Source organism: Micromonospora sp. NBRC 107095, assembly GCF_030269705.1.
Classification (GTDB): domain Bacteria; phylum Actinomycetota; class Actinomycetes; order Mycobacteriales; family Micromonosporaceae; genus Micromonospora; species Micromonospora parva.
Window position 1 is genome coordinate 293,804 of the sequence record NZ_BSTU01000004.1, and the last position, 22,740, is coordinate 316,543.

Annotated in this window: 20 protein-coding genes; 10 read left to right on the forward strand and 10 right to left on the reverse strand. The window is 71.1% G+C overall.

What is annotated here, in order from left to right; all coding sequences use genetic code 11:
• Positions 1-20: 20 nt before the first annotated feature.
• A complete protein-coding gene (locus QSK15_RS21345) occupies positions 21-626 on the forward strand; it encodes a response regulator transcription factor (protein WP_285795926.1) in 606 nt (201 codons plus the stop codon).
• 119 nt (positions 627-745) lie between these two features.
• Positions 746-1,330, forward strand: a complete 585-nt coding sequence (locus QSK15_RS21350; protein ID WP_285795927.1) for a response regulator transcription factor — start codon at positions 746-748, stop codon at positions 1,328-1,330.
• A 28-nt stretch (positions 1,331-1,358) separates the two neighbouring features.
• Here the strand turns inward: QSK15_RS21350 and QSK15_RS21355 are convergent, their stop codons facing one another.
• The 4 genes from QSK15_RS21355 to lanKC all read right to left on the reverse strand — a co-directional run bounded on the left by QSK15_RS21355 (position 1,359) and on the right by lanKC (position 7,642).
• Entirely contained in the window at positions 1,359-3,131 is a 1,773-nt protein-coding gene (locus QSK15_RS21355) for an ATP-binding cassette domain-containing protein (protein WP_285795928.1), read from the reverse strand.
• Entirely contained in the window at positions 3,131-4,855 is a 1,725-nt protein-coding gene (locus QSK15_RS21360) for an ABC transporter ATP-binding protein (RefSeq protein ID WP_285795929.1), read from the reverse strand. Before QSK15_RS21360 ends, QSK15_RS21355 begins: the two co-directional genes overlap by 1 nt.
• Before the next feature lie 70 nt (positions 4,856-4,925).
• A complete protein-coding gene (locus QSK15_RS21365) occupies positions 4,926-5,045 on the reverse strand; it encodes a SapB/AmfS family lanthipeptide (protein ID WP_013734295.1) in 120 nt (39 codons plus the stop codon).
• 5 nt (positions 5,046-5,050) lie between these two features.
• The gene (lanKC, locus tag QSK15_RS21370; protein WP_285795930.1) at positions 5,051-7,642 is read right to left on the reverse strand and encodes a class III lanthionine synthetase LanKC; all 2,592 of its coding nucleotides are present in this window, start codon (positions 7,640-7,642) and stop codon (positions 5,051-5,053) included.
• A gap of 281 nt (positions 7,643-7,923) precedes the next feature.
• Between lanKC and QSK15_RS21375 the strand changes: the two genes are divergently transcribed.
• The 3 genes from QSK15_RS21375 (at position 7,924) to QSK15_RS21385 (ending at position 13,518) form a co-directional block, all read left to right on the forward strand.
• Entirely contained in the window at positions 7,924-9,144 is a 1,221-nt protein-coding gene (locus QSK15_RS21375) for a PP2C family protein-serine/threonine phosphatase (RefSeq protein WP_285795931.1), read from the forward strand.
• A gap of 477 nt (positions 9,145-9,621) precedes the next feature.
• Complete coding sequence (locus QSK15_RS21380) at positions 9,622-12,057, forward strand: non-reducing end alpha-L-arabinofuranosidase family hydrolase (protein ID WP_285795932.1); 2,436 nt, start codon at positions 9,622-9,624, stop codon at positions 12,055-12,057.
• 78 nt (positions 12,058-12,135) lie between these two features.
• Positions 12,136-13,518, forward strand: a complete 1,383-nt coding sequence (locus QSK15_RS21385) for a poly(ethylene terephthalate) hydrolase family protein (protein ID WP_285795933.1) — start codon at positions 12,136-12,138, stop codon at positions 13,516-13,518.
• Positions 13,519-13,606: 88 nt separating this feature from the next.
• Here the strand turns inward: QSK15_RS21385 and QSK15_RS21390 are convergent, their stop codons facing one another.
• From QSK15_RS21390 to QSK15_RS21400, 3 genes are read right to left on the reverse strand one after another with little or no spacing between them, the layout of a single operon-like run.
• Complete coding sequence (locus QSK15_RS21390; RefSeq protein ID WP_285795934.1) at positions 13,607-14,170, reverse strand: GerMN domain-containing protein; 564 nt, start codon at positions 14,168-14,170, stop codon at positions 13,607-13,609.
• Positions 14,167-15,522: a sensor histidine kinase gene (locus QSK15_RS21395; RefSeq protein ID WP_285795935.1), complete on the reverse strand. Its 1,356-nt coding sequence runs from the start codon at positions 15,520-15,522 to the stop codon at positions 14,167-14,169. Before QSK15_RS21395 ends, QSK15_RS21390 begins: the two co-directional genes overlap by 4 nt.
• Positions 15,519-16,208: a response regulator transcription factor gene (locus QSK15_RS21400; RefSeq protein ID WP_285795936.1), complete on the reverse strand. Its 690-nt coding sequence runs from the start codon at positions 16,206-16,208 to the stop codon at positions 15,519-15,521. Before QSK15_RS21400 ends, QSK15_RS21395 begins: the two co-directional genes overlap by 4 nt.
• A gap of 158 nt (positions 16,209-16,366) precedes the next feature.
• Here QSK15_RS21400 and QSK15_RS21405 point away from each other — a divergent pair, with 158 nt between their 5' ends.
• The 5 genes from QSK15_RS21405 (at position 16,367) to nhaA (ending at position 19,779) form a co-directional block, all read left to right on the forward strand.
• Positions 16,367-16,783, forward strand: coding sequence for an STAS domain-containing protein (locus tag QSK15_RS21405; protein WP_285795937.1), 417 nt, complete (start codon positions 16,367-16,369; stop codon positions 16,781-16,783).
• Between the two features lie 142 nt (positions 16,784-16,925).
• Positions 16,926-17,540: an STAS domain-containing protein gene (locus tag QSK15_RS21410; protein WP_285795938.1), complete on the forward strand. Its 615-nt coding sequence runs from the start codon at positions 16,926-16,928 to the stop codon at positions 17,538-17,540.
• Positions 17,541-17,634: 94 nt separating this feature from the next.
• A complete protein-coding gene (locus tag QSK15_RS21415; protein WP_285795939.1) occupies positions 17,635-17,910 on the forward strand; it encodes a GlsB/YeaQ/YmgE family stress response membrane protein in 276 nt (91 codons plus the stop codon).
• Positions 17,911-18,004: 94 nt separating this feature from the next.
• Entirely contained in the window at positions 18,005-18,310 is a 306-nt protein-coding gene (locus QSK15_RS21420) for a BON domain-containing protein (protein WP_285795940.1), read from the forward strand.
• A gap of 149 nt (positions 18,311-18,459) precedes the next feature.
• The gene (gene nhaA, locus QSK15_RS21425; protein WP_285795941.1) at positions 18,460-19,779 is read left to right on the forward strand and encodes a Na+/H+ antiporter NhaA; all 1,320 of its coding nucleotides are present in this window, start codon (positions 18,460-18,462) and stop codon (positions 19,777-19,779) included.
• Between the two features lie 15 nt (positions 19,780-19,794).
• On the opposite strand, the gene QSK15_RS21430 is transcribed toward nhaA, so the two are convergent.
• Genes QSK15_RS21430 through QSK15_RS21440 form a run of 3 tightly spaced genes read right to left on the reverse strand, consistent with a single transcriptional unit; the run spans position 19,795 to position 22,597 of the window.
• Entirely contained in the window at positions 19,795-20,844 is a 1,050-nt protein-coding gene (locus tag QSK15_RS21430) for a PucR family transcriptional regulator (protein ID WP_285795942.1), read from the reverse strand.
• Positions 20,845-20,904: 60 nt separating this feature from the next.
• Positions 20,905-21,693: an efflux permease Rv1217c-related protein gene (locus tag QSK15_RS21435; protein WP_285795943.1), complete on the reverse strand. Its 789-nt coding sequence runs from the start codon at positions 21,691-21,693 to the stop codon at positions 20,905-20,907.
• A complete protein-coding gene (locus tag QSK15_RS21440; RefSeq protein WP_285795944.1) occupies positions 21,671-22,597 on the reverse strand; it encodes an ABC transporter ATP-binding protein in 927 nt (308 codons plus the stop codon). The genes QSK15_RS21435 and QSK15_RS21440 overlap by 23 nt, the downstream gene beginning before the upstream one ends.
• Between the last annotated feature and the right edge of the window lie 143 nt (positions 22,598-22,740).

Here is a 22,740-nt window from a genome sequence, read left to right on the forward strand (position 1 = left end):
CTGAGATCGGAGAAAACGTGGTGATCCACGTTGTTGTCGCCGAGGACATGGGTCTGCTTCGCGGGGCGCTCTGCGCCGCGCTGTCACGAGAGGAGGACATGGAGGTGGTCGCCGACGTCGAGGGTGTCGGCGAGCTGTTGACTGTGGTTCGGCGGTGCCGGCCACAGGTGGTGGTGCTGGCGCTGACGCCGGAGCTGCCCGACCCGGTGGAGGTGGTCGCCCGCATCGACGTCGAGGCGCCGGAGGCCGCCGTGCTGGCGATGAGCCCTCGGTGGAGCCCAACCCTGGTGGAGGCGGCGCTGGCGGCCGGCGCACGGGGCCTGGTCGGGAAGGACAGCTCTCTGGCCGAGTTGGTGCGGGCGATCCGCGCCCTCGCGGCCGGGGAGCGGGCGATCGATCCGAGCGCGGCGGTGGCGGCGCTGAGCCCCGCCGAGACGCCGTTGACGCCTCGGGAGATGGACGTACTGCGGATGGCCGCCGAGGGCCTGCCCCTCAAGGAGATCGCCGTCCGCCTCTACCTGGCGCACGGAACGGTGCGCAATCACCTGTCGGTGATCCTGCGCAAGACCGGGGCCCGCAACCGGTTGGAGGCGGTGTCTCGCGCGCGGCGTAACGGCTGGCTGTAGCCGTCGGGGCGGGTCCGGTGGAGACAGTCCGGACCCGCCCCGTCACCGTGCGGACCCACCCGTCTCGTGTTTGAATGTTGACGTTGAGTGATCACTACCGGAGTGCAGGAAGGTCCATCGTGATCCGTACCCTGCTCGCCCTCGACGGCGCCCTGGTCTTGGGTGCGCTGTCGTTCGTCCTCGCCGCCGAGGAGGACATCCGCGTCGTGGCGGAGGTGGATCGCGGTGATGCGGTCTCCGCGGCCGTTCACACCCAACGCCCCGACGTGGTGGTGGCCGACCTCGACGTCGTCGAGGGAATCGATACCGGCCGCCTCGGCGGCTGCCCCCTGCTGTTGCTGGCCCACCCGCACCGGGCACGGCGACTGCGGGGCCTGCTCTGCCCCACCAGGGCGGTCGGCATCCTGCGCAACGACGCCGCCCCGCACCGGGTCATCGACGGGATCCGCCGGCTCGCCCGCCGGGAGCCCGTGCTGGACGCGGATCTCGTCGTCGCGGCGCTGCGCTCGGACGGTCCACTGACCAGCCGCGAGACGGAGGTGCTGAGGCTGACGGCCGCGGGGGCACCGGTCGCCGAGGTGGCGGCGTCGCTCGGGCTCACCCGCGGCACCGTCCGTAACCATCTCGGTCGGATCGCCCGCAAGGTGGGCGCCCGTACCCGGGTGGAGGCCGTGCGGATGGCGGGCGAGGCGGGGTGGATCTGACCGGCACGTCGGCACTGACGCGCGGGGTTCAGCCCGACCGCGCCGACGCTCTCCAGGACGGCACCGCCGGGTCGTCCCAGCAGCCGACGAGCGTCCGGTAGGTGGCCGAGCGGGCCATCAACTGTTGGTGCGTCCCGATCAAGGGCTCGTCGCCGTCGAGGACCAGCACCTGAGCGGCCCGCAGCGCGGAACTGATCCGGTGTGCGATCACCACGAGGCTGCCGGGCCGCCGGGCGAAGGCTGCCTCGACCGTCGCTTCCAGCGCCGGGTCCAGGTGACAGGTCGCCTCGTCGAGGAGCACCAGCGGGGCGGGTGCCAGCCAGGCGCGGACCGCCGCGACGAGTTGCCGCTCGCCCGCGGAGAGCAGGGCCGGTGTGACCGGCGCACCCAGGCCACCCAGACGGGCGGCCAGCGGACGCGCGCCGAGCGCGTCGAGGGCGACCTCCAGCGTGTGCTCGTCGGCGTCCGGCCGCAGGTAGCGGAGGTTGTCGGCGAGACTGCCGGTGAAGACGTACGCCTCCTGGGGTACCAGCACGCGCATCCGGGCGAGACTGACCGGATCGACGGCGGCGACCGGCGCGCCGGCCAGGTGGACAGTGCCCGACTGCGGAGCCACCAGACCGGCCATCAAAGCGGCCAGTGTGGACTTGCCGGCACCGCTCGGTCCCACCACGGCGAGATGGTCCCGGTCGGCCAGTGTCAGCGAGAAGTTCTGCATGACGGGCCGGGCGCGCGGACCGTAGGCGAAGGTCAGTCCCCGGACCTCGACGGTTGGCGACCGTCCGGCGGGACCGGTGGGCGGCCGGGGATGGGGTGTCCGGCCGGCGAGGGCTGGCGGGCGCTGGGCGTCGGACACCGGATAGGTGCGCAGGATGTTCTCCAGTGTGACCACGTAGCGCAGCCCGCCGCCGCCGAGACCCTGCACCAGGGTGTGCAGGGCGGGTTGCAACCCGGTGGAGACGTAGATCAGCGCACCCAGCACCGCGCCGGCGGTGAGACCACGCTCGACCAGCCACGGGGCGGCCACCATGAGCACCAGCAGGGGCAGCCAGCCGCCGATGCCGAGGCTGAGACTGCGGATCGCCGCCATCCGGGCGAGCATGCGTTCGGCGGCGGCCTGCGCCGACACCCAGCGGGCCACCTCGGCCGTCACGCGGGTCTGGGCGCCGCAGGCCAGCACGTCGCGGTGACCGGCCAACGCGGTCGCCGCCGACTGGCCGAGCTGCTCACCGGCCCGGACGTACGCACGCTGGTGGCTGACCATCGCCGGCAGCGCCGCGAGGAACACGCCCAGACCGGCGACCAGCGGCACGGCGGCCAGCGCCGCCACCACGGGTGCCAGAGCGAGCAGGCCGACCAGGGCGGCGCCCGCCGAGAAGAGGAAACCACGGGTCACCATCAGCAGACCGGCGAAGGTGTCGCGGACGATCTCCATCTGGTGGGTCAGTCGGGTCACGGCGGCGCTGTCCGGGCGGCCACCCGCCCGGGTGGCGTCGCCCAGCGCACCCCGGACCACCTGGGCGGCCACCTCGTCGCGGAACGGCTCGACCACAGCGGCGAGGCTCCGGTACGTCCGACCGGTGGCCGCCGCGCCGACCAGCACGGCCACGGCGAGGACCCCCAACCAGGCCAGGCCGTCGAGTAGACGTCCGGCCAGGAAGCCCTCGTCGACGGCGCGGGCGACCAGATAGCCGGCGAGCAGCGCGGGCAGCGACTCGACGAGCGACCAACCGCCGAGCCCGGCGAGCCCTCGCCGTCGGGCCCGCAGCGCCCGCCAGGTCACCCGGCGTACGCCGCTCACTATCCGCCGCCGGACGGCTGGAAGACCGCCCGGTAGTCCGGGTCGGCCCAGAGTTGCCGGTGCGGCGCCAGCCCGCGCAACCGACCGCCGTCGAGCCAGGCGACCAGGTCGGCCGCCGCAGCCGCCGCGGTGCGGTGGGTGACCACCAGTCGGGTACGTTCCCCGGCCCGCCCGACCACCGCGGCGGTGATCCGGTGTTCGGTGGCGGTGTCGAGGCTGGACGTCGCGTCGTCCAGGATGAGCAGCCGCTCGGCGGCGAACGCGCGGGCCAGGCCGAGGCGTTGGGTCTCGCCCCCGGAGAGCGGCGTGTCCACCAGCGGGGTGCGGTAGCCGCCGGGCAGACGGTCGATCACGTCGGCGACGGCCGCCGTGCGGGCCGCCCGCAGCACCGCCGGTGTGGCCGGGCTCCGGTCAGCCGGCGGTCTCGCCTCGTCGACCGGCAGCGCCAGGCCGATCGCGTCGTGGACTGTCGCGCCGATCAGCACCGGCCGGTCGAAGGCGTAGCCGACGGCACGGCGCAACGCCGCCGCGTCGAGGTCGCGCAGCGGCACACCGTCGAGTCGCACCTCACCGCGGTCGGGGTCGTACAACCGGCCGGCCACGGCCGCCAGGGTCGACTTGCCGGCACCGGACGCGCCGACGACGGCCACTGTGGCGCCGGCCGGCACGTCCAGGTCGATGCCCTCCAGGATGGGTCGACCGTCGTCGGCGTGCACGCCCACCCCGCGCAGCCGCAGGGCGCCTCCGCCGGGTGGAAGGGGCCGATCTCCTGCCGGCGCGGCGGGCTGTGCCAGCAGCTCGGCGACCCGGTGTGCTCCGGCGCGGCTGCGGACCAGGTGGTTCAGGGTGGCGAGCACGCCACCGAGGCCGGCGCCCATGGCCGCGTACCGGACGGCGGCGACCAGTTCGCCCGGCGTGAGCCAGCCTGCGGTCAGGGCGTACCCGCCGACCGCGATGACGCTCAGGTTCAGCAGCGGCGCCACGGCCGCGGTGCGGGCGCTCGCCCTTGCCAGCAGTTCCCAGGAACGCCGGCCGTGCCGGTCCAGCTCCGGCAGGGCCGCCAGCACCCGGTCCTGCTCGCGGTGGGTGGTGCCGGCGGCGGCGATGGTCCGGGCACCGGCCAGCGATTCCAGCAGCCGTCCGGCGATGGTGCCGAGAACCCGTTGGTACCCGGCGGTCACCGCCGAGGCGTCGGCCACGAAGGCGCGCATGAGGACGGCGAGCAGGCCGAGACCGGCGAGCAGGGTGATCCCGAGGACCGGTTCCATGAGGGCGAGCGCGACGACGCTACCGAGCGGCGGAAGCAGCGCCACGATGGCCAGGACCACGGCGTTGCCGGCCTGTCCCGCGTCGGCGGCCTGGCCGACCAACCGGCCGACGAGATCACCCACCGGGTGCCGGCGGGTGGCGCGGACGTCCAGGGCGAACAGGTGACGCAGCAGACGCCGGCGCAGTCCGGCGGTGGCGCGGGCCGCACCGTACCCGCTGGCCAGGTCCGTCAGGGTGTCGACGCCGATGAGGACGACGACCAGGCCGCAGGCGGACACCGCCCACCAGCCGGAACCGCCGCCGAGGGCGGCGTCGACGGCGCGGCCGAGCACCGCGGGTAGCAACAGTTCGGCGGCCGCGCCGAGCAGCGCGACCGCCGCGAGTCCGGCGGTCCAGCCGCCGCCCGCCAGGACCGTCTGCCGCAGCAGCCTGTCCCCCGAGGCGAACGTCGGCATCGGTCCTCCCGTTGGTACGCGGGTGCCCTGGGTGGGGACGTCTACCCACCCAGGGCCCCGTGTGCGTGGATCAGTTGCAGGTCGTGACGGAGAGCGAGCTGTCGCCGCAGAGCAGCAGGCTCGCCCGGCTACCGCCGCCCGTGCGGTCGGCCGGAGCCATCTCCAGGCCCTGGAGGTCCAGAAGCGCCATGTCGTTCACCTCCCTTCCATCCGTTCGCTGATCAGGTCGCCCCCGCTGTGGCGAGGGAGTCTCTGCGCGCCCGGCAGGGGCGCGAGGAACGGCAGCGCCGGCGGTTTGTCGTGCCGCGCGCTGGCCAGCGCGTACAGCACGCCGGCGGTGCCGGTGCCGAAGTCCATGGAGAGCCGCAGCAACTGCTCGCCGGGGAACGCGGTTCCGTCCCGGTACGGCAGGGCGTGCCAGCTCAGCCGGTCCAGTTGCGCGTCGAGTTCGCGGCGGTCGGCGTGGTCGGTCGAGGCGGCGAGGTAGGCGATGATGCCGGCCCGGCCGGCGAAGAGCCCGGACTGTGCGTAGAACGGTGAGCGGGCCGCGCGGCGGATTCCCGCGCTCGCCTCGGCGAACCGGTCGTCGGCCCGGTGGCGCAGGTACTGGTCGAGGACCAGCCCGATGCCGACGCTGCCGTGCGCCAGGTAGGGCATGGTGCGCCAGCCCTCATTGACCTCCAGGGCACCGTCCGGCCGCAGCACACACCGGCGCAGGTCCTGACGCAGGGCCGTGGCGGCGTGCTCCAACAGCTCGTCGTCGCCGCTGAGTTCGTAGAGGCGCAGTAGCATCAGCGCCGGTCCGGTCCGGCCACGCAGCAACCCGGCGTACGGGTGGTGTCCGCCGCTGACGTCCGGGCCCGGGTCGTCGGCCAGTTGCCCGATCACCCGTTCGGCGGCTTGCCACGCGGCGTCGCGCAACGACGCCTCCCCGGTTCGCCCGGCCAGCTCGGCGAGGTTGAGCGCGATCCCGGACAGCCCGCCGGACAGGCTGTGGTCGAGCCCGTCCACCGGTTCCCGCAGGCAGATGTCGAGAACGTCCAGCGCGTCCTGTCGGCGGCCGAGGTGATCGAGTGCGTACGCGACGCCGTGCAGCCCGTCGTAGAAGCCGCAGCGGGTGCCGGACGGGGGCGCTGTCGCCCGCCGCACCAGCCAGTCCTCGTGTTCGGGCCACCGCCCGGCGCCGCTCTTGTCGAGCGCGTACAGCACTCCGGCCGCTCCGTGGGCGAGGTTGAGGCCGCCACTGCGGAACTGTTCGATGTCGCCGGGGAAGAGCCGGTCGTCGCGGTCGGGGGTGGCGCTGGCCACGATCGCCGTCGTCAGCTGGTTACGCGTGGTGGGCCAGTCGTCCGCGCCGATGCGTGGGTCAGTGGTGACCGGTGGGTCGCCGGTGATCTCCTCGACCGCCGGGTCGAGGAAGGACCTCGGCACCGGGAAGTTCGCGGCGATGATGTCGGCCAGGTGGGTGACCTTCGCGGGGGCGAGCCGGACCAGTTGGGTCAGTGGCAGGAACAGCGCCAATCGCAGGCAGGCCAGGGCGTATCTGTCGACGGCCGGGCCGCTGCGGTCCCTGGGTGCCGCGAAGCCCTGGTTGCGCAGCCCGGGTCGGCGGTGTCCGGCGATCGGGGCGGCCACCTCGAAGTCGACGAGAGCGACCTGGTCGTCCGGCCGGATCATGATGTTGAACAGGTGCAGGTCCCCGTAGACCAGGCCGCGCTCATGGATCGCCGCCACGACGGTTTCGACCTGTTGGTAGACATGAAGGGCCCATCGGGCGTACGACGCCCGGTCGCCGTCGGTCGCGTCGGCGTCGATCAGTGGGTACCTGTCGACAAGCACCTTGTTCAGTGGTTTGCCGTCGATGAACTCGAGCGCGAGGAACCGGTGTTCGCCGAGGACGAACTCGTCGTGCACCCGGGGCACCTGCGGCAGGTCGGCGAGTTGCCGCAGGGCCTGCGCCTCGCGGGCCAGCCGGGCGACGGCGTCGGTGCCGTCGGCGTCCAGGCCGGCGTGCGGCCGGGCCTCCTTCAGCACCACCTCGGTGTCGGTACGCAGGTCCCGGCCCACGTACAGCCCACCGCCGTTCGAAAAGTGGATCACCCGCTCGATCCGGTACGGCACCTGGTTGGTGCTGGTGTCGTTGCGGGCGGCCAGGTGCGGGCCGAGGAAGTCGGGCAGGGTGATCCAGGACGGTACGTGGAAGACGGGTTCACGGCGGTCCGGCACCAGCGTGCCGGAGTCGTCCTCGATCGCCGGCACCACCTGGCCGTCGGCGGAGTGACAGTAGCGGGCGGCGAAGCCGCCGTAGCGCACGTGGACCGGGCCGGCACCGTAGCGCAGATCGCTGAGGATGTACGGTCCGGGCTCGCCGGTGAGCAGTTCGTCGAGTTCCTTGCAGGTCAGTTCCAGCTCCGCGTCGTCGCGCGGGTAGACGGTGACGAACTTGCCGCTGGCGGCCCGGGCGGCGTACTTGGAGTTGCGCAGCAGCAGCGTGCGTGGCCCGCGCAGGAACTTGAAGGACAGGCCACGGGGGACGCAGTAGTTCCAGACCGCGTCCAGCACCCGCTCGGCGTTCTCCAGACCTGCCGACACGTGGATCTTCCAGCCCTGCTGGGGCAGCGAGCCGCCGTCGGGCGCGTAGATCAGCCAGTCGTCGAGCGGCTCACGGCGCCAGCCGGCCGGTACCGGCCGGTCGGCGGCCGGGAAGACGGGCTGCGCGACGGCGCTGCCGAGCGAGTCGTAGAACAGCCGGTCCGCGGCGCAGTAGCTGTCGTAGCGTTCGTCCACCGTCTCGCCGCCCCTCGAACTCGGCCGGCTGTTGTTCCGGCGTTGAATCGAGTCTCATCGACAGGACGGTGCGGTCTCCAGTGCGCTTAGTCACGACCTTCGATGCGTGGCGCACAGGCACACATGACATTAGTCAGGCCCCGCACGGCCCCACACGGCCCCGCTCGGTTCAGTTCGTGAGGGTCGCGGACCGGGGCAGGTGCTCACCGTCGGGCGGCGCGACACTGTTGGTCTCGCTGCTGGCGTGCCGACGGCGGCGGGCCGGCGTCTAGGCTTCCTTGGTGGCCGATGCCGAGCTGGTGACGAACGACGAGCGGCTGCGTCGTATCGAGGCGATCACCGACGCGGCCCTGTCAGGGCTGAACATCGCCGAGTTGCTCGACGAGCTCCTCGAACGGATCCGGGACCTGCTCAAGGTCGACACCGCGACCGTCCTGCTGCTCGACGACCACACCGGCGAGCTCGTCGCGACGGCGGCCAAGGGCCTGGAGGAGGAGGTACGCCGCGGTTTCCGCATTCGGGTCGGGCGCGGCTTCGCCGGTCGGGTGGCGGCGACCCGGGCGCCGATCATGATCTATGACGTCGGGCCGGACGACGTGGTCAATCCCATCCTGCTCGCCAAGGGCGTCCGTGTCCTGCTGGGCGTGCCCATGCTCGTCAACGGCAACCTCGTCGGCGTACTGCACGTCGGCTCCCTGACGCTGCGGCGGTTCGGTCCCGACGACGTGCAGCTGTTGCAGCTCGTCGCCGATCGGGCCAGCCTCGCCGGTCAGGCCCGAGCGCAGGTCCTCGACCGGCAGGCGGCGCTGGCGCTGCAACACAGCCTGCTACCGGGCCGGCTGCCCGACGTCCCCGGCCTGGACCTGGCCGCCCGCTACATCCCGGGCCACGACCTGGGCATCGGCGGCGACTGGTACGACGTGTTCACGCTGCCCTCGGGGTGGCTGGGCGCCGTCATCGGCGACGTCTCCGGTCACGGGCTGCCGTCCGCCGTCGTGATGGGACGCATCCGCAGCGCGCTACGCGCCTACGCGCTGGATTCCGACGACCCCGCCCAGGCACTGACCTCACTCGACCGCAAGATCCACCACTTCGAGGCGGGCACTCTCACCACCGCCGTCTACGCCCTGATCACACCCGACCGCACGCGGATGCACGTCTCCTCGGCGGGCCACCTTCCCCCGCTGCTGGCTGTTCCCGACCAGCCCAGCGTGCCCGTGAGTCTGGCGGTGGACCGGCCACTCGGGGTGGGCCGGCCGGTGGGCAATCGCCGCACCACGGTTCTGGACCTACCGCCGGGCGCGGCGCTGGTCTTCTACACCGACGGACTGGTCGAGCGCCGCAGCGAAGTGATCGACACCGGGATCGCACGCCTCGCCGATGCCGTGCGGCCGGGGCCGGCCGAGGCGTTGTGCGACCACATCATGGCCACCACGGCGGAGGAACACCCGAACGACGACATCGCCCTGTTGGTCATCCGCCGTCGACCACTGTCGGACTGAGCCGGTCGGGCAGCTGATCCGGGACTGGCCCACCGACCGGCCACGCATTGTTCGATCTTGTGCGCCGGAACGAGCGCGAATCGTGGCGCCCTGATCCGTAACAGGTCCGAAACTACCGGTTGAAAACCCAGGATTTTTCTGCCAGCCTGGGAGCCATCGACAGGTGTGAACGTTAACAAGATCCTTCCGCGGAGGAGGCGCCTCACGCAACCGTCAGGCCCACCCACCTGCCAGGTGACCACATCCACCACCCTGCGGTACCAGCGCCCGCAACCATGTCCCGGCGGGCGACCGGACCCACTCATCGCAACGCTCCACCCGCTGGTCAAGTAGCCCGAGCGACCCGCATCCGGGCCACCACCTGAGACCGCCGCCGGCCCGCTCGGGCGGACTCAGCACGGTGACCACCGCCATCCGGCGGGGCCACCCACTCGAACAGCGCCAGAGCTCTTCCTATCCCACCACCGGAGGATCAGCATGCCTTCCCGGACCCGTCTCACCGGGCATACCCGACTGCGAACGCTCACTCTTTCCGGAACCGCCGCGATAATTCTGACCCTGATCGTGTCGCTGCTCCCCAATCTGGCCCAGGCCGCCGAGACGACCCTCGGCGCCGCCGCAGCCCAGTCCGGCCGCTACTTCGGCGCCGCCGTCGCCGCGAACAAGCTCGGTGACAGCGCGTACACGACGATCCTGAACCGCGAGTTCAACAGCGTCACGCCCGAGAACGAAATGAAGATCGACGCGACCGAGCCGCAGCAGAACAACTTCACCTTCGGCAACGCGGACCGGATCGTGAACCATGCCACCTCCCGGGGTTGGAAGGTGCGGGGCCACACCCTGGCCTGGCACTCCCAGCAGCCGAGCTGGATGCAGGGCATGGAGGGCTCCGCGCTGCGCAGCGCGATGCTGAACCACGTCACCCGGGTGGCCACCTACTACCGGGGCAAGATCCACTCGTGGGATGTGGTGAACGAGGCGTTCGAGGACGGCAACAGCGGCGCCCGTCGTAACTCGAACCTGCAGCGCACCGGCAACGACTGGATCGAGGCCGCGTTCCGCGCCGCCGACGCGGCGGACCCGAACGCGAAGCTCTGCTACAACGACTACAACACCGACAACTGGACCTGGGCCAAGACCCAGGCGGTCTACAACATGGTGCGCGACTTCAAGTCCCGGGGCGTGCCGATCGACTGCGTCGGGTTCCAGTCGCACTTCAACGCCAACTCGCCGTACAACAGCAACTACCGCACGACGCTGTCCAGCTTCGCCGCCCTCGGGGTGGACGTGCAGGTCACCGAGCTGGACATCGAAGGCTCCGGCACGACGCAGGCCAACACCTACCGCAGCGTGGTCAACGACTGCCTGGCCGTGGCCCGCTGCAACGGGGTCACCGTGTGGGGGGTGCGGGACTGCGACTCGTGGCGCTCCGGCGGCACCCCGCTGCTCTTCGAGTGCAACGGCAACAAGAAGGCCGCCTACAACGCCACGCTGGAGGCGCTGAACAGCGCCACTCCCACCAACCCGCCGACCGACCCGCCGACCGACCCGCCCACGAACCCGCCCGGCTCGGCCAGCGAAATCGTCGGCACCCAGTCCGGTCGGTGCGTCGACGTGCCCAACGCGGCGACCACCAACGGCACCCGGGTTCAGCTCTACACCTGCAACAAGCAGACCAACCAGGCCTGGACCTACACCTCGGGCAAACAACTACAGGTGTACGGCACCATGTGCCTCGACGCCGCCGGCTCCGGCAACGGCGCGGCGGTGCAGATCTACAGCTGCCACAGCCAGACCAACCAACAGTGGAACGTCAACTCCAACGGCACCATCAGCAGCGTCCAGTCCGGGCGATGCCTGGACGTCTGGAGCACCAGCAACGGAGCCCAGATCCAGCTGTACGACTGCCACGGCCAGACCAACCAGCAGTTCCGGCTCGCCTCCCTCGGCGGTGGCACCCAGACGCCCACCCCGACGCCGACCACGCCGCCGCCGACCGGCGGCGCGTGCGACCTGCCCTCGTCGTACCGGTGGTCGTCGACGGGTGCGCTGGCCCAGCCGAGGTCGGGGTGGGTGTCGCTGAAGGACTTCACCGTCGCGCCGTACAACGGGCAGCAGCTCGTCTACGCCACCACGCACGACACCGGAACCACCTGGGGCTCGATGAACTTCGGCCTCTTCAGCAACTACTCGCAGATGGGCTCGGCCAGCCAGAACGCGATGAACTCGGCGACCGTCGCGCCGTCGCTGTTCTACTTCGCCCCGCGCAACATCTGGGTGCTGGCCTACCAGTGGGGCGGCCCGGCCTTCTCGTACCGGACCTCGAGTGACCCGACGAACCCGAACGGATGGTCGGCGGCGCAGACGCTGTTCACCGGCAGCATCTCCAACTCCAACACCGGCCCGATCGACCAGGCGCTCATCGGCGACGACCAGAACATGTACCTGTTCTTCGCCGGCGACAACGGTCGGATCTACCGGGCGAGCATGCCGATCGGCAACTTCCCGGGCAGCTTCGGCTCCAACTACACGACGATCATGACCGACTCGACGAACAACCTCTTCGAGGCCGTCCAGGTCTACAAGCTCCAGGGCCTGAACAAGTACCTCATGATCGTCGAAGCGATCGGCGCGAACGGGCGCTACTTCCGCTCGTTCACCGCCACCAGCCTGGGTGGCACGTGGACGCCGCAGGCCACGTCCGAGAGCAACCCGTTCGCAGGCAAGGCCAACAGCGGTGCCACCTGGACCAACGACATCAGCCACGGTGAGTTGCTGCGGACCAGCGCCGACCAGACCATGACCGTCGACGCGTGCAACCTGCAACTGCTCTACCAGGGTCGTTCCCCCAGTTCCGGCGGCGACTACGGCCTCCTGCCGTACCGGCCGGGTCTGCTGACCCTGCAGCGCTGACGATCGGACACCGCCGGGGCGGGTGGGCTCGCGCGAGCTCGCCCGCCCCGCATCCATCCACCACCAGGAGGTACGACAGTGCCAGGACACGCCAACCATCCCCCGTCCCCGGGAGACGCCGACACGACCCGGGTGTCCCCCCGGCGCCGGCGAGGGATCTTCACGCTCGCCGCGGCCGGGCTCGCCGCCGCGGTCGGCCTGCTCTCCATCACCGTGGCGACCGGATCGGCGTCGGCCGCCGACAACCCGTACCAGCGCGGCCCGGACCCGACCCGGACCAGCGTCGCCACGGAGAACGGCCCGTTCGCCAACACCTCCGTCAGCGTCCCGACCGGGTACGGCTTCAACGGCGGCCGGATCTACTACCCGACCGACACCAGCCAGGGCACCTTCGGGGCCATCGCGATCTCGCCGGGCTACACAGCGTTGTTCTCCGCGGAACTGGCCTGGATGGGGCCGTGGCTGGCCTCGCACGGCTTCGTCGTGATCGGCATCGAGACGAACAGCCGTAACGACTTCGACACCGCCCGGGGCACCCAGTTGCTCGCCGCGCTGGACTACCTGACCCAGCAGAGCCCGGTACGCGACCGCGTCGACCCCACCCGGCTGGCGGTCGCCGGTCACTCCATGGGCGGCGGTGGCGCGCTGAGTGCCGCCATCCGGCGATCGTCGTTGAAGGCCGCGGTCGGCATCGCGCCGTACTCGCCGTCATCGAACCTGGCCAACGACCGGGTGCCCACAATGATCTTCTCCGGGCAGGCCGACACGGTCGTCACCCCGTCCTACGCCACCGGCCTGTACAACAGCCTGCCGAGCACGACGGAGAGTATGTACCTGGAGGTCGCCGGCGCTGACCACGGGTTCATGGTCGGACGCTCGAACCCGGTGATGATCCGGACCATGTTGCCGTTCCTCAAGATGTTCATCGACAACGACGCCCGGTACAGCCAGTTCCTCTGCCCGCTGCTGGACTCCAGCGGTGTGGTCACCTCCCGCAGCACCTGCCCGTTGCTGCCGACGACGCCGACCACCCCGCCGACCGACCCGCCCACCGACCCGCCCACGAACCCGCCCGCCTCGGCCAGCGAAATCGTCGGCACCCAGTCCGGTCGGTGCGTCGACGTGCCCAACGCGGCGACCACCAACGGCACCCGGGTTCAGCTCTACACCTGCAACAAGCAGACCAACCAGGCCTGGACCTACACCTCGGGCAAACAACTACAGGTGTACGGCACCATGTGCCTCGACGCCGCCGGCTCCGGCAACGGCGCGGCGGTGCAGATCTACAGCTGCCACAGCCAGACCAACCAGCAGTGGAACGTCAACTCCAACGGCACCATCAGCAGCGTCCAGTCCGGGCGATGCCTGGACGTCTGGAGCACCAGCAACGGAGCCCAGATCCAGCTGTACGACTGCCACGGCCAGACCAACCAGCAGTTCCGGCTCGCTCCCCTCGCCTGATCAGCTGACACGGGCGGGCCCGGCACCATCGCCGGGCCCGCCCGCACCACCCGGCGCGGTGCCCGTACCGGCGCAGGATGGACGACTGTCAACGAGGGGCGATCAGCGGGGCGAAATCGACGCGGGTGAGGGGCTGTTCGGACAGTGAACCGTCCGCGCGGGGCACCCGGAGCGGCCGGCCGTCACGGGAGAACGTGACGGTGGTGACGTCGTCACGGCTGGTGAGGGTGCAGACGATCTGCCCGAACGCGAGGACCTCGTCGCTGCGGCCGGTCTCCTCACCGGGTGTGTCGACCACGACGCGGGCCTCGGTGCCGGTCACCGTGACCCCGGCGGCGTTGACCGCTCCCGCCAGCGCGGTGGTCAGGTCGGTGTCACGTTCGGCCGCCGTGGGTCCGGCCAGCAGATGGCGCAGTTGTTCCTCGACGGTGGGTGGCCGGTCGACCCGCCGGACGAACGGGATGATCCGGTTGTCCCGCACGAAGCAGAGCGTCTCGGCGGCCGGGCCGACCGGCGCGCTCGTGTCGGCGGACGCGGAGCTCTGGAATGGCCCCTGCGGTGCCTGCACCACCCGGGGGGCGTCATCGGTCGGGATGCTGCAGCCGCTCAGCAGCGCGGCAACCGCCAGGACGACGAGATGACGATGTTTCACGGCAGGCTCCCCGGCAGGGTGACGCGGAAGCGGGCGCCGCCGCCGGGCCGGTCGCCGACGGTGACGTGTCCGCCATGTGCCGCGGCGTGCTGCGCGACCAGCGCGAGCCCGAGCCCTGTGCCGTCGCCGGTGCCGCGGGTGTGCGCCGCCCGCCCCCGAACGAAACGGTCGAAGATCGCCTCGCGGTCCTCGACGGGCACGCCCGGTCCGTCATCCTCGACCTCGATGACTCCGGCGGCACCGTCGCGACCCAGCCGGACGCCGGCGGGACCACCCCCGTAGGTCACCGCGTTGTCGAGCAGGTTCGCCAGGACCTGCGCGACGCGGCGCCGCTCCACCAGCCACGTCGCCGGCACGTCGGGGGCGAGCTGGATGAGCGTCGTGGGCAGGTCGAGGGCGCGGCAGGCGTCGCGGGCCAGCGCCACGACGTCCACGGGGGCCCGGTGGGCGGGCTGGTCGCTGCGGGCCAGGTCGATCAGGTCGTTGACGAGCCGCTGGAAACGGTCGATCTCGTCGGCGACGAGCCCGGCCGCGATGGCGGTCCGTTCGTCCTGGTGTTCCCGACGGCGGGCCAGGACACTGGCCGCCGCGGCGAGGGTCTGCAACGGCGAGCGCAGCTCGTGGCTGACGTCGGCGGCGAACCGGCGGTCCCGTTCGATGCGGTGGGCGAGGCGGTCGACCATCTGGTTGAACGAGGAGGACAGGCGGGTCAGGTCGGGGTCGGTGGCCGTGTCGAGGCGGGCGCTGAAGTCGCCGGCCGCGATCTTCTCGGCCGCGTCGGCGACAGCGGTCAGCGGGCGCAGCCCGTGCCGGGTGGCGTACCAGCCGAGTGCCGCCCCGGACCCGGCGACCATGATCGCGACGGTGGTCAGCGCGAGGGCCAGAACCTGGAACGTCTGCTCCAGCTCCCGCAGCGAGTTGACCTCGAAGTACGCCGCGGACGCGGACAGCGGCACCCCGACCACCAGGGCGGACTGCCCATCGACGCGTACCCGCTGCACGGCGGGTTCCCCGGCGGCGACGACCCGACGCAGCTCGGCGGGGATGGCGGCGGTGGTGCCCGGATCGGCGGCGCGCGCGTACCACTCGCCGTTGAGGTGCAGCACCGGCCGACGGCTTCCCCCGGTGTCCAACGACCGGAGCACCTCCACCACGTCCGGGGTGTCCGTGTCGATCCCGGCGCGAACGACTGTGGCGTCGAAGTAGGCGGCGCGCAGGGCGGTGCGTTCCCGCTCGTCGAGCAGGGACCGGCGGGTCAGGTCGTAGGAGATCAGGGCCATCGACGCCGAAAGCAGGAGCGCGCCGACGGCGAACGCGGCGGTCACCCGGGTACGCAGTCCGAGGCGTCTCATCGCTGCAGCTTGTAGCCCAGGCCCCGCAGGGTGACCAGGTGCCGCGGGTTCGCCGGGTCGGGCTCGATCTTCTGCCGCAGCCGGCCCACGTGGACGTCGACGAGCCGCTCGTCTCCGCTGTCGTACCCCCAGACCCGTTCCAGCAGTTGCTGGCGGGACAGCACCCGGCCGGCGTGCTCGGCCAGCTCGCACAGCAGCCGGAACTCGGTGCGGGTGACCGGTACGGGTTGGCCGGCGCGGCGGATCTCTCCCCCGTCGGGGCTGATCTCCAGCTCGCCGACCACGAGCACCGGCACGGGCTCCGGCGTGTGCCCCGCGGCACCGGTACGGGCACGGCGCCGCAGGGCGCGCAGTCGGGCGGTCAGTTCCTTGATCGCTACCGGCTTGACGACGTAGTCGTCGGCCCCGGCTTCGAGGGCGGCGACGATGTCGTGGGTGTCGTCGCGGGCGCTGACCACCACGATCGGCACGTCATCGTCACGGCGCAGCTGTCGGATGCACTCGAACCCGTCGAGACCGGGCAGCATCAGGTCGACGAGCACGTAGTCGGCCGGGTCGCGGCGCTGCACGCGCAGGCCCTCTTCTGCGGTGGCCGCGCCGAGAGCGTCATAGCCTTCGTCCTCGAGTGCGAGCAGCAACGCCAAACGGATGCGGTCGTCGTCCTCGATCACCAGTACGGCCGTCATACCGGGCATCATCCCCAGACGACCGGCTCGGCTGCCAACCGCGACGGCAGGTTGGCAGATTTGTCACGGAACTGTCACAGATCCGCGTGGTGACCGCCAAGCGGGCACGGCAGGGTCCTAGTCGACCGCGTCCGCGAAGAAAAAGGGGGTGTGTGCCCGTGACCGGACCGCTGACAACCACGCCGTGCACGCTGCCGCTGGTCGAGGTGTGCGTCACCGAGTTCGACCTGGCCTGCCTGCCGGCGACCGGAGCAGTGTTCGACCGACTGGTGGCCCTGCGTCCCGCACAGGTGGTGGTCGACCTGTCGGGCTGCCGGCACATCGACGCCGCCGCCATCGGCCTCCTGCTCGATGTGCACCGGCGACTCGCCCGGCTCGACGGGGTCCTCACCGTCCGCAACCCGAACCCGCGCATCCGGCGCATCCTGCACACCGCCCGTCTGGACCAGATCCTGCCGATCGTCGACACCGCCCCCTCGTCGCCGCCCGGCACGCCGCCGGCGGAGCGGGGACCCACCGCCGCACCGCCGGCGTTGGTCGCTCACGGCCGCGCCTCGGTCAGGGCCGCGACCTGACGGAGCGTCCCACCTTTTCACCTCGGGCTGAACGCTATCCGGGTCGCCGACCATCAGGGCTCGGGAGCGGCCCAGCTCCGGCTCTGCACGAACGCCGTGTCCCACCGCACGCGAGGACACGGCCCCAGGAAGGACCAGCAGAATGACCGTAGTCCCGGACGACCACCTGATGACCCTGATCTGCGACACCTGCGGCGACTCCGTCAAGGCCACCGCGTGCGTGCTCCCCGACGCGGAGGTCGTCTGGACCCTGGTATCCGAACAGGGGTGGAGCGGTTCCCCGTTCGCCACCGGCCCGCACCGCTGCCCGCACTGCAGCCTGCTGCCGCCCGCCGGTGGTGGCCACGCGTCGTGCGGGGACCACGGTCCCGGCGGGATCCTCGGCATCGACCACGTGGACGACGTGACAGTTGTCGCCGCCGCCGGTGACGTCGATCTCGACACCGGCGAGACGCTGCGCAACGCCCTGCGGCACGCCGCTGAGATGGGCGGGCACATCGTGGTCGACCTGAGCCGGGTACACCTCATCGACTCCACCGGCCTGGGCCTCCTGGTCCGCGCCCACCGCGACGCCCGAGACCGTGGGGCCAGGCTCTGCCTGGCCGCGCCATCACGGTTCGTCCGCACCGTCCTGCACACGATGCGCCTGGACGGGGCCTTCCCCATCTTCGACAGCCGCGAGGACGCCCTCGCCCAGTTGTCCGAGGGTTCGGCGTCGGAGCGCACGCCCTCCGCCGCGACGGCCGCCCGTTCCTGATCGACCTGGATCGGCCGGTGCTCCCCGTGGCGTACGTCGAGACCGGCTGCCACCCGCTTCGGCACCCGTACTCCGAGGACACCCGAGGAAGCCCATGAGCATCGCCGGTCTCGTCACCGCGCTCCTTGTCGGCGTCGCAAGTGGCCTGCTCGGCAGGCTCGTCATCCCGGGACGCCGGGAAGCCCCGATCTGGCTGACCGTGTCCGTCGGGGTGGTCGCCGCGCTGGCGGGCACCATCCTCGCCCGGCTCGCGGGCATCGACACCGGCACCCTCAACCTCCTGACCCTGGTCATCCAGGTCGGCCTCGCCGGCTGCGGCGTCGTGCTCGTCGTCGCCACCGCCAAGCCCCAACCGTCCGACGCCCCGTGAACCGGGGGCGACGCAGCGACGGCACAGGTGCCCGACGTGGACGTCTCACCGGCCGCGATTCCGCCCCCGCTTCGCCACGAGCAAGGAGCTGACCGTGTACCTGCCATGGCCATTACCCGACGAGAACTGGTTCGGCGACACCCCGAACCGGCCCGAGCCGGATCACGAGGACCGACGCATCGAGGCGCTCGTCGCGCAGCGCCTGAGCATCGACTGGACCACCCGGCGCCAGCAGATCGTCGTCTCCGTGCAGAACCGGGTCGTCATCCTCGCCGGCGTGGTGAGTGACCCGAACACCCGGCAGGTCGCGGCGGAACTCGCTTCCGACGTGCCCGGCGTCTTCGACATCTGCAACACGTTGCGGCTCAGCGGCCCACGGCGTAGCCACTACCAGGGGTAACCACACCGCGCGCTGCGTAGCAGCGGATCGGGCTCTGTCACGCCCCAGGGGCGGTGACATCCTGATGGTCGTCGTTTGGCTAACGTGGAAGCCGGTGTGCCGGGAAGACTGGTCGGCGATTCTGTCACCGACCCCACCGGAGGATCCCGATGGCCAAACCACCGGCGAACCGTACGCCACTGCTGCTCAGCCGCAGGAGTTGGCCCGAGGTACGCCGGATCGGGGACATCCTGCGGACCGAAACAGTTGGTGGGGTGCTGCTGCTGGTGGCCGCGGTGCTTGCCCTCGCCTGGGCGAACTCGCCCTGGTCCGAGGCGTACCGCTCCCTCTCCGACGCCACAGTGGGACCGGGCGCGCTGCACCTCGATCTCTCATTGGCACAGTGGGCCGCCGACGGCCTGTTAGCGATCTTCTTCTTCGTCGCGGGGCTGGAGCTCAAGCGCGAGTTCGTCGCCGGTGACCTGCGCGAGCCCCGCCGGGCGATGCTCCCCGTCGCTGCCGCACTCGGCGGCATGGCGCTACCGGCGCTGATCTACGTGGCGTTCAACGTCGGGGCCGACGACGGGGCGTTGACCGGATGGGCGATCCCGACCGCCACGGACATCGCGTTCGCCCTCGCCGTGCTCGGGGTGATCAACACAAGTCTGCCCTCGGCGATGCGGACCTTTCTGCTCACTCTCGCCGTGGTCGACGATCTGCTGGCCATTGTGATCATCGCGGTCTTCTACACCAGTTCCCTGCACTTCGGGCCGCTGCTGCTGGCGCTGGCCCCGATGGCGCTGTTCGGTCTGCTGGTACAGCGCCGGGTGCGGTCCTGGTGGCTGCTCCTGCCGCTGGCCATCACGACGTGGGCGCTCGTGCACGCCTCCGGTGTGCATGCCACCGTCGCCGGGGTCGCGCTGGCCTTCACCGTGCCGGTGCTACGCCGCAAACCGGGGCCCGGCCCTGGCCTGGCAGAACACTTCGAACACCGCATCCGGCCCCTGTCCGCCGGGGTCGCGGTCCCGGTGTTCGCGTTCTTCGCCGCCGGCGTCTCGCTCGCCGGGGCGGGCGGCCTGGGCGCGACCCTGACCGACTCGGTCGCCCTGGGGGTGATGGTCGGGTTGGTGCTGGGGAAAGCCGCCGGCGTCCTCGGCGCCACCTGGCTGGTGCAGCGATTCACCCGGGCCCGGCTCGCCGAAGGGCTCGTCTGGTGGGACATGGCAGGGCTGGCACTGCTGGCCGGGGTCGGTTTCACCGTGTCGCTCCTGATCGGCGAACTGGCCTTCGGCGCCGGCACCGAACGCGACGACCACTCCAAGATCGGAGTCCTGCTCGGGTCGCTGCTGTCAGCGGCGCTGGCCACCGTCGTCCTACGCGCTCGCAATCGGCACTACCAGGGGGTCTGCGCCCTGGAGGAACGCGACAGCGACGCCGACGGAGTGCCCGACGTCTACGAGGAGCAGACGACCCGGACGACGCCTTCCTGATCCGGTGCTCCTGGGCTATCGCGGCCAGCCGAGCAGTCGAGCGCCGAGTACGGCTGTTTGCAGCGTGAACCGTTGGGTCGGCTCCCCGGGGTGGTAGCCGGTCAGATCCCGGATGCGGTCGAGGCGATAGGTGATCGCACGAACGGACAGGTGCATCTGCCGGGCGGTCGCGGTGTGGTTGCCCTGATTGTCGAAGAGCACCGACAGGGTCTCCAGGTACGGCTCGGCACCGCCGCGCGCCGTGGTCAGTGGCCCGAGGACCGTGGTCACCAGGTCGGTGATGGCGTCGCGGTCACGCAGGAGCACGGGGAACACCAACAGATCGGCGGCATTGAGTACGGGCGTGGTGAAGCCGAGCTTGGCGGCGTGGTCGAGGGTGTGGCGGGCCTCGTCGAGGGAGGTGGCCAGGCCATGCACCCCTGGTTGGGTACGCCCGACGGCAATCTGCCAGTTGCCCGCGCCGAGCTCGGTGAGGAGCAGGTGGGCGAGTTCGGCCGCGATGCCGCGTAGACCGCCGGCGCTGATGCAGACCACGTCGCCGTCGCGGAGAGTGGTGAGGGTGTTGCCTTCGCCGAACCTGGAGGCCAGTGCGGCATCGATGCGGTGCGTGATGCCGGTGGTCAGGCCGGCCGCACGGGCGATGAGGACGGTGTGGGTGGCCGACAGGCGGATGCCATATCGGTGTGCGCGCTCGGCCAGGTCACCGGGATCGGCCCTACCGGTGAGCAGGTCGTTGACGAACACGGAACGTTCGTTGTCGTGGCGATCGAGCTCGGCACGGTTCTGCCGGGCGTACCCGTCCAGGGCGGCGGTGAGCAGGACACGCGCGGTGTCCAGGAGTGTCTCGGCGCGAGAATGCACGGCGGGCGCAGTGTCGGTCGACGCGACCGGGCTGGCGCTCCAGTGGGCGGTTGTGGCATCCAGCAGACCGGTAACGAGCTCGCGCAGCTTGAGCCCTTGACCCGCTGCGCGGGCACCCAGGCTGGCCGCCGCCTGACGCCGGGCACCGGCCGGGACGGACAGCAGATCCTGACAGTCGGCGGCCAGCGAGGTGTCGTCGCTCATGGGCTGTTCCTTGTCCACATGGTGGTGGCCGTCGACGAGCGGCGGCCACCAACCTGAGGTTTACACACCGATGTCGCGGCGGTCGAAGACGATAACGCCGGCGATCGTGGCCGCGGCACCAAGGAGCACGAGGGCGAGAAGCTCGGCCGGGTGCCAGCCGGTGTGCAGTGGGTCGGTGCCGATGAAGTAGTGGAACGGTGACAGCCAGCGAACCCAGTGCCACCCGTCCACCATGCCGCCGATGGCGTTGGCCATGTAGGTGGCCACGGCAAGGCCACCGGTGATCGCGAGAACGGCAGCCCGTTTCCCCGTGGCGGCGCCAACGAGGAAGGCGATGCCGGCGAAACACCACACCAGGGCGACCAGACCGGCGGACGCGGCGGCGACGTTGGACAGCGGGATGTCCATGCCGATCCAGGGAACAATAATCATCAGCAGGATCCACGGGATGGCGGCGATTCCGGTGAGCGCGCTCCCGGCGGCGGCCAGCCGTTGCCAGGCGAAAGCGGCACGCGAGACCGGATTGGTCAGCATCAGCTCCATGCCACCGTCCTCCTCCGGTCGAGCGATCGTGCGGGCGGCCAGCGTGATGGCGCACATCAGGACCAGCAGTGGGCCGACCAGGCTGAAGATGGTCGCCTGCAGATAGCCGGCGGGCGACAGCATGTCGGCGATGCCGAGGAAGTCCAACATGCCCTGGGGCAACGCGTCCTGCTTCAGCTCCGCAGCTCCCTGGAACTGGCTGTAGAACGAGGTGTAGATGGCGGTGAAGGCGGCGACGCCACCGGCCCAACCGATCAATGCCAGGCGGTCGTCCCGCCAGCTCTTACGCACCAGCGCGGGAAGCATCGCCGGCTCCTTCCCCGTGGTAGTAGAACGACAGGAACGTCTCTTCCAGGTCGGGTTCGGCCGACAACATGTCCATCACCTCATGACGCGCCGCCGCCTTGATCAGCGGGTCGATGCGGCCGTCGACAGTGCATTTCAGTACCGGCCCGGACACCACCACGTCACGCACTCCGGGCAGGACACTGAACTCTGCCGGGTCCACCGGATCATCGAAGTGAATCTCGACGGCGCGGACCGCCCGCTTTCCCAGTGACTCGACCCGCTCGACCGCGGCCAGCCGGCCGGCGCGGACGATGGCGACCCGATCGGCCGCCTGCTGCACCTCGGCCAGGACGTGAGAGGACATGAAGACGGTCTGCCCGGCAAGTCTGGCCTCGCGGACCATGGCCAGGAACTCCTGCTGCATGAGGGGGTCCAGCCCACTGGTCGGCTCGTCCAGGACCAGCACCGCCGGCCGGTGCATGAACGCCTGCACCAACCCGACCTTCTGCTTGTTGCCCTTGCTCATCGTCCGTACCGGGCGTGAGAGGTCCAGGTCGAGCCGCTCCGCGAGCTCGGTCACCTGCGACCAGGCCACGCCGCCGCGTGCCGCGGCGAAGAAGCGCAGCAGGTCCTCCGCCCTGTCCCGCCCGGGAAACACGAGCTCGCCGGGCAGATAGCCGATCTGACGGTGCAGTGCGGCCTTGTCCCGGCGCGGGTCGAGTCCGAGCACGGTCGCGTGTCCACGAGTGGGGCGCAGGAAGTCCAACAGCAGCCGGATGGTGGTGGTCTTCCCTGCACCGTTCGGGCCGAGGAAACCCACCACCTCCCCGGCACGAATCTCCAGGCTGAGCCCTTCGATACCGCGACGCTGGCCATAGAACTTGGTCAGGTCCTCGGTGAGCAGGGCGATGTCGCTTGTCATGCCCACATCGTCGCCGGCCTTCCCACCCGGCATCCAGGTCAGCACCCGGCCGACATCTCGCTGAGGCCGTTGCCGAACACCGGAAGCAGTAGCCCGAACGCCAGCCCGGCGGGTCCCCGAGCCGCGAGCGCCGGGAGTACTCT

What these genes read in the sequence shown, in the direction of transcription:
- QSK15_RS21360 (WP_285795929.1), bottom strand. Translation starts at nt 4,855, where the DNA reads ATGCCGACGTTCGCCTCGGGGGACAGGCTGCTGCGGCAGACGGTCCTG.
- QSK15_RS21380 (WP_285795932.1), top strand. Translation starts at nt 9,622, where the DNA reads ATGCCTTCCCGGACCCGTCTCACCGGGCATACCCGACTGCGAACGCTC.
- QSK15_RS21365 (WP_013734295.1), bottom strand. Translation starts at nt 5,045, where the DNA reads ATGGCGCTTCTGGACCTCCAGGGCCTGGAGATGGCTCCGGCCGACCGC.
- QSK15_RS21395 (WP_285795935.1), bottom strand. Translation starts at nt 15,522, where the DNA reads ATGAGACGCCTCGGACTGCGTACCCGGGTGACCGCCGCGTTCGCCGTC.
- QSK15_RS21415 (WP_285795939.1), top strand. Translation starts at nt 17,635, where the DNA reads ATGAGCATCGCCGGTCTCGTCACCGCGCTCCTTGTCGGCGTCGCAAGT.
- nhaA (WP_285795941.1), top strand. Translation starts at nt 18,460, where the DNA reads ATGGCCAAACCACCGGCGAACCGTACGCCACTGCTGCTCAGCCGCAGG.
- QSK15_RS21440 (WP_285795944.1), bottom strand. Translation starts at nt 22,597, where the DNA reads ATGACAAGCGACATCGCCCTGCTCACCGAGGACCTGACCAAGTTCTAT.
- QSK15_RS21410 (WP_285795938.1), top strand. Translation starts at nt 16,926, where the DNA reads ATGACCGTAGTCCCGGACGACCACCTGATGACCCTGATCTGCGACACC.
- QSK15_RS21400 (WP_285795936.1), bottom strand. Translation starts at nt 16,208, where the DNA reads ATGACGGCCGTACTGGTGATCGAGGACGACGACCGCATCCGTTTGGCG.
- QSK15_RS21435 (WP_285795943.1), bottom strand. Translation starts at nt 21,693, where the DNA reads ATGCTTCCCGCGCTGGTGCGTAAGAGCTGGCGGGACGACCGCCTGGCA.
- QSK15_RS21430 (WP_285795942.1), bottom strand. Translation starts at nt 20,844, where the DNA reads ATGAGCGACGACACCTCGCTGGCCGCCGACTGTCAGGATCTGCTGTCC.